General features: G+C 65.2%; 5 protein-coding genes. 4 read left to right on the top strand and 1 reads right to left on the bottom strand.

Annotated elements, in window-relative coordinates; genetic code table 11:
- Positions 1 to 113: 113 nt before the first annotated feature.
- Entirely contained in the window at positions 114 to 962 is an 849-nt protein-coding gene (locus QQL28_RS43645) for a caspase family protein (RefSeq protein ID WP_284275859.1), read from the bottom strand.
- 421 nt (positions 963 to 1,383) lie between these two features.
- Here QQL28_RS43645 and QQL28_RS43640 point away from each other — a divergent pair, with 421 nt between their 5' ends.
- The 4 genes from QQL28_RS43640 (at position 1,384) to QQL28_RS43625 (ending at position 7,674) form a co-directional block, all read left to right on the top strand.
- Entirely contained in the window at positions 1,384 to 3,114 is a 1,731-nt protein-coding gene (locus QQL28_RS43640) for a hypothetical protein (protein WP_284275858.1), read from the top strand.
- Between the two features lie 205 nt (positions 3,115 to 3,319).
- Positions 3,320 to 4,045, top strand: a complete 726-nt coding sequence (locus QQL28_RS43635) for a thermonuclease family protein (RefSeq protein WP_284275857.1) — start codon at positions 3,320 to 3,322, stop codon at positions 4,043 to 4,045.
- Between the two features lie 129 nt (positions 4,046 to 4,174).
- Complete coding sequence (locus tag QQL28_RS43630) at positions 4,175 to 5,362, top strand: pyridoxal-phosphate-dependent aminotransferase family protein (RefSeq protein ID WP_284275856.1); 1,188 nt, start codon at positions 4,175 to 4,177, stop codon at positions 5,360 to 5,362.
- Between the two features lie 206 nt (positions 5,363 to 5,568).
- Positions 5,569 to 7,674: a S9 family peptidase gene (locus QQL28_RS43625; RefSeq protein ID WP_284275854.1), complete on the top strand. Its 2,106-nt coding sequence runs from the start codon at positions 5,569 to 5,571 to the stop codon at positions 7,672 to 7,674.
- Positions 7,675 to 7,687: the final 13 nt, after the last annotated feature.

The raw sequence follows: 7,687 nt of genomic DNA, 5'->3' as shown, positions 1-7,687 counted from the left end.
ATCCCGTCCTCCGCAGCTGCCAGGCCGTCCTTGACGGCCGCGAGCACGGTGTCACGCTAGACCAGTACGGGCGATCACACGTTCTTATGGTTGCTACAAAATGCGGCGCTAGATTAACCGCCGGCCTGGTCGAACTGGACGTCTTCCAGGAGCGAAGACGACACCGTCGGGACCTGGTCACCTTCGCTCGCGCGGGAGATCGCGACGCGGGTCTTGTTGAAGACGCTTTCGGCGCTGCCCTGCGCATTGAGGTTGTTCAGGAGTTCGCTGACCAGCACGCTGTGCTCGCCCTTGCCGTCGTCGGCGACCTTGCCGGGCGAAGCGGAGGAGAGGATCAGCGCGTTGTCGGGCGCGCTGATTGGCGCCAGCCCGTGGCTATAGGAGCGGAAGCGGCGCTCATAGGGGTTGCGGCGCGAGGCATCGACGACGACGAGCTTGGCCTTGGCGCCCTGCTCCTTCATCATCTCAAGCACGCTCTCGATCGAGACGCCGTGGCGGCGGACATCGCTTTCCTTCCAGATCACGGCATCGACCGGCAGCATGTAGCTCTCACGACCGGCCTGCACACCGTAGCCGCCGAAGAACAGCATGACGACGGAATCGCGCGTGATCTTCGACTTCAGGCGGCTGACGGCGCGGACCATGTCGTCCTTGCTGGCGTCCTCCACCATGTCGACGTCGAAGCCGCCTTTGCGCAGCGAGGACGACAGCGCGCGCGCGTCGTTGATCGACTGCGACAGCGGCGCATTGGCGTCGGGATAATGACCATTGCCGATGACGAGGGCCAGGCGCGAAGCGTGGCCGACCGAACCGGTGACCTCAGCGGTTGAAACCGCCTTGGCGGCATCGAGGGCGCGCATGTTCAGGGCAGCGTGGGCGCCGATCGCCAGCGACACCGTGCCGATCAGGGCGGCGGCGACCGCAATGGTGCGTCGGGAAATGTCGAGCTGCCTTACATTCATCTCGGTTCATTCCTGTCAGGAGCCATCGCGACGCGCGTACTTGTTTGAGTAGCGCGATGGCGTCTTTAGGTTTGAGGGATTGGCCGGGGGGAGTGTCCCCCGAATTGCGCGCAATTTGCGGCGCCGCACCAAACAAACCCTTAACCGGATATCGCCCCCGGGGCAATAGATTGCCCTTCTTTTTAGCTAAACCACTGAATATAATGATTAATCTGTGGCATCCCACGCGGGATTTTTTTCATCATTCGGCCCCCTTTTCGGCATTGCTCAGGCAGTTCTCGTGCCGGGTTTTTCTGTGATATCGGTCACATTTGTGTTCCCTGCGAATTCGTGACACTTTTCAACCACTTGTGGGGACATGGGGCGCTGCCGGGATGGCGTGCCGTGAACCCCGGCAAGGCCCCGCGCGACCAGGTAATTCATGAGCTTTCATTATTTCGCCGGTCACGCCTTCCGCGCCCTGACGGCACAGAAGGATGGCCCCTCGCTTTACGACGTCTGCGATCCCGTGCTGGCGGGCCCGGCCACCGGCGATCCGCATCTGGCAAAATTCTACAAGACCGCGCTCGGCAATCCGGCCTTGCGGGCGCTGCTCCGCCGCGCCGGCCTGCCCGACCTGCGCGATGAGGCGAGGCTCACCCGGCTGCGCGCGGCACTGACCCGGGCCCGTGACGATGCCGAGCCCGACTGGGAGGCCGTCGGTCGCCCGGTCGCCGACCTCCTCGACACCATCGCACTCGACCATCCCAAGCCGCCGCCGACCCCGTTCAACGATGCGGCGCCGGCGCTGGCGGAGATCGACAACGTGATCCGCGACTGCGCACATCATCTGCTGCGCAGCTACCGCCAAAACGGCTTCCTGCCGACCTATGCCGCGTTCAACCTGATCGGCGACCCGGATCTGCGCGGGCGCGAGCTGATCATGGCGCTGACCGGCCTGAACTCGCGCGGCTACAAGAACTCCTCGCTGCTGTTCAACCTGGCGCGCGTCTTCATCGCGCGCTCGAGCGCACGCGCCATCATCAATCCGCCATGGAGGGGCATCGCCGAGCCGATGTGGGAGCCGGTGCAGATCCGCCACCGCTCGGCCTATTACGACGCCTTCTTCATCGAGGCGCTGCTCGCCTATGGCGAGACCGGCCTCGCCTCGCCCGCTGAGGCCACCGCCGCGAAGACCGCGATCGCCGACATGGTCGACTTCTGCATCAACATCAGCCGCGAGGAGGTGATGGGCGCGGACGGCAGGCGCTTCGACGTCATCACCGCGCTGGCGCCATCGCCGCATCCGCGCTTCTCCCGCTTCTTCGCGCAGATCAAGCAGGACCTCGGCTTCGGCGTCTACGTGCCGGACTGCGACACCACGGCGTGCTCGTTCTCGGCCGCGACGCAGGCCGGCAGCGAGGATCCGATCCTGGCCCAGCCGCTGCTCGACTTCTATGCCGGCTACCAGGTGCGCGAGGGCGTCAACGAGCCACGCGTCACCGTGCCGCTCAACGACAACATCGATTACGAAGGCGGCGTCGCCACCTGGATCGACAACCTCGCCGGCGAGCGGCCCTACGGCAACGATCTCGATCCGACGCTGAACCTCGATATCCTCGAAGTGTCCTTCCGCAACCTTGCGCGCTGGAAAATCTTGGAGACGCCGGCGCGGCTCGCCACCGTGCATCGCATCATCGCCTTCCAGAAGCGGCTGGCGGCGAGCGGCGCCTTCGCCAATCCGCGCTCGCACGTCTACTATCTGCCCGAGCTCTACAGCGCCTATTTCGGCCGCTGCTATGCCGCCTTCCTGTCGCTTCCGCTCGCCGCCCAGGCCGCGATCGATCCCGACGGCACCTTCGATTTCATCCGCGCCCGCGTGCTCGGCTATGTCCAGGGCGAGATGCTCGTCGCCGAGATGAACGCATTCGACGCGGCGCTCGCCCTGATCGCGCTCGGCCATCTCGGCGCCGATCCCAAAACCTTCGCGCCGGCGCTGAACTGCATCGTCAGAGCCCTCGGCGAAGGGGGCCGTCGCGGCCCGTTCCGCGCCTATGAGTGGAACAAGATGAAGACTCCGACGCGGATTTTGGTCGGCGGGCCGGAGGTGACGTCGGCCTTCGTGCTGATGGGGCTGGCGGTGGCGCGGAAGGTGATGGCGGGGCGGGGGTGAGCGTAGGGTGCGTTAGCGAAGCGTAACCCACCACTTCTTCCACCGCGGCGTGGTGGGTTACGCCTTCGGCTAACTCACCCTACAAGTCGACCCCGCGCCGATGACGGGAAGTTGAAAGCCTATTCGTTGGGCAGGCGCTGGCCGGGCGGCCAAAAGCCGACCACAATTGCTGGGCTTATCGGGATTTTCACACACGCGGATCTGCATGTTGCGCAAATTCTTGAGCTTGATCGTCCTCCTCGCCTTGCCGTCGCTGGCGCAGGCCGCCGACATCACCGGCACGGCAAAGGTCCGCGACGGCGATACGCTTCAGGTCGGCAACACCCGTATCCGCCTCGGTGGCATCGACGCGCCGTCGACCGACCAGCTCTGCCTCAACACCAAGGGCGAGCGCTGGACCTGCGGCGTGGCGGCACGCGAGGAGCTCGCCAAATACGCCGAGGGCAAGAACTGGGTCTGCCATGCGAGGTCGATCGACCGGCGCGGCCGCACCGTGGCGCGCTGCGAGGTCGACGGCGAGGACATCCAGAAATGGCTGGTGCGGAATGGCTGGGCGCTGGCCTTCACCCGCATCTCTCGCGATTATGAAGCCGATGAAGCGGTCGCGCGCGAAGCCAAGGCCGGCATGTGGCAGGGCGCCTTCATCGCACCGTGGGACTGGCGTGTGCGCAACAAGAAGACGCCGATTCTCGGCGCTACCAAGCCGCCCGAAGGGGCGCATGCGATCCTGCTCGCCTCGGCATCGGGCGCCGTCGCGCCTTCGCCGGATTGCACCATCAAGGGCAATGTGAATAGCGCCGGCGAATGCATCTTTCACCAGCCGACCAGCCGCTGGTACACGCAGATCAAGATGAAGATCAGCAAGGGCACCCGCTGGTTCTGCTCGGTCGAGGAAGCCGAAGCCGCCGGATGCCGCGAGACGCGGCGATAGCCATGTCCGGACGGTCGGCTTCTTGCATGATTATCCTGCGTTTTACGTGCTTTTCTTGGGGCCCAGCGGCGCGTAAAAGCGTTGTTCAATGATCCTCCAGACAGTCTCCATCACATAGGAAGAACAACAATGACCGTTCGCGCGGGCCGGGAATTTCTGGCCATCCCCGGGCCCACCACGATGCCCGACGAGGTGCTGCGGGCGATGCATCGTCCGGCGATCGACATCTACTCCAAGCAGATGGCCGATCTGACCGAGAGCCTGATCAGCGACCTCTCGAAATTGTTCGCGACCAAGGGCAAGTCCTACATCTACATCGCCAACGGCCACGGCGCCTGGGAAGCCGTGCTGAGCAACGTGCTGTCGCGCGGCGACAAGCTGCTGGTGCTCGAAAGCGGCCGCTTCGCGGTCGGCTGGGGCAATGCTGCCGCGCTGATGGGCGCCGAGGTCGAGGTGCTCAGGGGCGACTGGCGCCGCGCGGTGCGGCCGCACGAGGTCGAGGAGCGCCTGCGCCGTGACAAGGAGCACAAGATCAAGGCCGTCGTCGTCGTGCAGGTCGACACCGCCTCGGGCGTGCAGAACGACATCGAGGCGATTGGCAAGGCGATCAAGGCGAGCGGCCATCCGGCGCTGTACATGGTCGACACCGTGGCCTCGCTCGGCTGCATGCCGTTCGAGATGGACAAATGGGGCATCGACGTCGCGATGTCCGGCTCGCAGAAGGGCCTGATGACGCCGCCCGGCCTCGGCTTCGTCGCCGCGAATGATCGCGCGCTCGAGGCGCACAAGAAGGCCAACATGTCGACGCCCTATTGGAGCTGGAGCGAGCGCGAAGGCACCGAGAATTATCGCAAATATGCCGGCACCGCGCCGGTGCATCTGCTGTTCGCGCTGCGCCAGGCGATCGACCTCCTGCACGAGGAAGGCCTTCAGAACGCATTCCGTCGGCATAGCCTGCTCGGCGAAGCCGCGCGCCGCGCGGTCGCGGTGTGGTCGGAGGGACAGGTGCTCGGCTTCAACGTCCTGGAGAACAGCGAGCGCTCCAACACGGTGACGACCGTAACCGTGGGCAACGGTCATGATCCCGCGGTGCTGCAACGCTATTGCAAGGACAAGTGCGGCGTGGTGCTCGGCACCGGCATCGGCGAGCTCTCCGGCCAGGCCTTCCGCATCGCCCATATGGGCCACGTCAACGCGCCGATGCTGCTCGGCACGCTCGGCGTGATCGAGGTCGGCCTCAACGCGCTGAAGATCCCGCACGGCAAGGGCGGCCTCGAGGCGGCGGTTTCGTATCTCGGCGAGCAGGTCGAGGCGTAACGGAGCGGGATCGCGCCCCGGATGCAGCGCAGCACGCAGTGGTGCGCTGCTGGGCCGGGGCCTATGCGGCTGCAATGGGTCCCGGCTCTGCGTCGCGTCACTGCGTGCCGCGACGCGTCCGGGACACGAGAGAGCTCCTTTAAATCCCCCACATTCGATCTGATATAGGGGCGAGACCCGTCCCGGACTCGCACACGAGGATCGACTTGACCAAAACCTCCAGCCCCACCAAGCCACCCGTCGCCCCGCGCCGGCCGCATTCGTTCACGCTGCATGGCATCACCGTGAACGACGACTATGCCTGGCTGAAAGATGCGAAATGGCAGGAGGTGCTGCGCGATCCCCAGGTGCTTGACCCCGATATCCGCGAATTTCTCGACGAAGAGAACACCTACACCGAGAGCCTGCTCGGCCACACGGCGCCCTTGCAGAAGACGCTGGTGCGCGAGATGCGCGGGCGGATCAAGGAAGACGATTCCAGCGTACCCTCGCCGGACGGCCCGTTCGCCTACTTCCGCAAGTTTCGCGAAGGCGGACAGCATGAGCTGTTCGGCCGCATGCCGCGCAATGGCGGCGACAGCCATATCGTGCTCGACGGCGATGCGCTCGCAAAGGACCACAAATATTTCAGGTTCGGCGGCAGCCGGCATTCGCCCGACCACAAGCTGCAGGCCTGGACCGCCGACACCAAGGGCTCGGAATATTTTTCGATCCGCGTGCGCGATTGGGCGACCGGGGCGGATCTCGACGACCTCGTCGAGGAGACCGACGGCGGCGTAGTCTGGAGCAAGGACGCCAAGAGCTTCTTCTATGTGAAGCTCGACGACAATCACCGCCCGATGCAGGTGTGGCGGCACCGGCTCGGCACCAAGCAGGCCGACGACATCCTGATCTATGAGGAGCAGGACTCCGGCTGGTTCACCCATCTGCACGAGAGCACCAGCGGGCGCTTTTGCGTGATCGCCGGCGGCGACCACGAAACCTCCGAGCAGCAGCTGATCGACCTCGCCAATCCGGATGCACCGCCGCGCCTGGTCGCGGCACGCGAAGAGGGCGTGCAATATTCGCTCGCCGATCGCGGCGTCGAGCTCTTCCTCCTCACCAATGCCGATGACGCCATCGACTTCAAGATCGTCACCGCGCCGCTCGCCTCGCCCGAACGGGCGAACTGGCGTGACCTGATCCCGTATCGTCCGGGCATCTACATTATCGACCTCGACCTCTATGCCGGCCATCTGGTGCGGCTGGAGCGTGCCAATGCGCTGCCGGCGATCGTGATCCGCGACCTCTCTTCGAACGAAGAGCACGCCATCGCGTTCGACGAAGCCGCCTATTCGCTTGATACGATGGGCTCCTACGAATTCGAGACGACGAATCTGCGCTTCTCCTATTCGTCGATGACGACGCCGTCGGAGGTCTACGACTACGACATGGCGAAGCGCTCGCGCGTGCTTCGCAAGCGCCAGGAGATTCCTTCCGGCCACGATGCGGCCGACTACGTCACCACCCGCATCATGGCGAAGGCGCCTGACGGCGCGGAGGTGCCGGTCTCGATCCTCTATCGCCGCGGCCTGAAGCTCGACGGCGCGGCGCCGCTGCTGCTCTACGGCTACGGCTCCTATGGCGCGGCGATGCCGGCGTCCTTTAACGCCAACCGCCTGTCGCTGGTCGACCGCGGCTTCGTCTACGCCATCGCCCATATCCGCGGCGGCGCCGACAAGGGCTGGGGCTGGTATCTCGACGGCAAGCGCGAGAAGAAGACCAACACGTTCGACGATTTCGCCGCGAGCGCACGCGCACTGATCGCGGCGAAGTACACGAGCGCCAAACGCATCGTCGGCCATGGCGGCTCAGCGGGCGGCATGCTGATGGGCGCGGTCGCAAACCGCGCCGGCGAGCTGTTCACAGGGATCGTCGCCGAAGTGCCGTTCGTCGACGTGCTCAACACCATGCTCGACGACACGCTGCCGCTGACGCCGCCGGAATGGCCGGAATGGGGCAACCCGATCGAGAGCGAAAAGGATTTTCGCACCATCCTGTCCTACTCGCCCTACGACAACGTCGCGGCAAAGGACTATCCGGCGATCCTCGCAATGGGCGGCTTGACCGATCCGCGCGTCACCTATTGGGAGCCGGCGAAGTGGATCGCACGCCTGCGCGCGACCATGAGCGGCGGCGGCCCTGTCCTGCTCCGCACCAACATGGGTGCCGGCCATGGCGGCGCGTCGGGGCGCTTCGACCGCCTCGACGAAGTCGCGATCGTCTATGCGTTCGCACTGTGGGCGGTGGGGATGACGGAGGCTGGCGCGTAGCTCTGAGGGAATC

The organism is Bradyrhizobium iriomotense, from assembly GCF_030160715.1.
Classification (GTDB): Bacteria; Pseudomonadota; Alphaproteobacteria; order Rhizobiales; family Xanthobacteraceae; genus Bradyrhizobium; species Bradyrhizobium iriomotense.
Note: the sequence above shows the minus strand (reverse complement) of the source record. Positions and strands in the feature narration are given on the sequence as shown.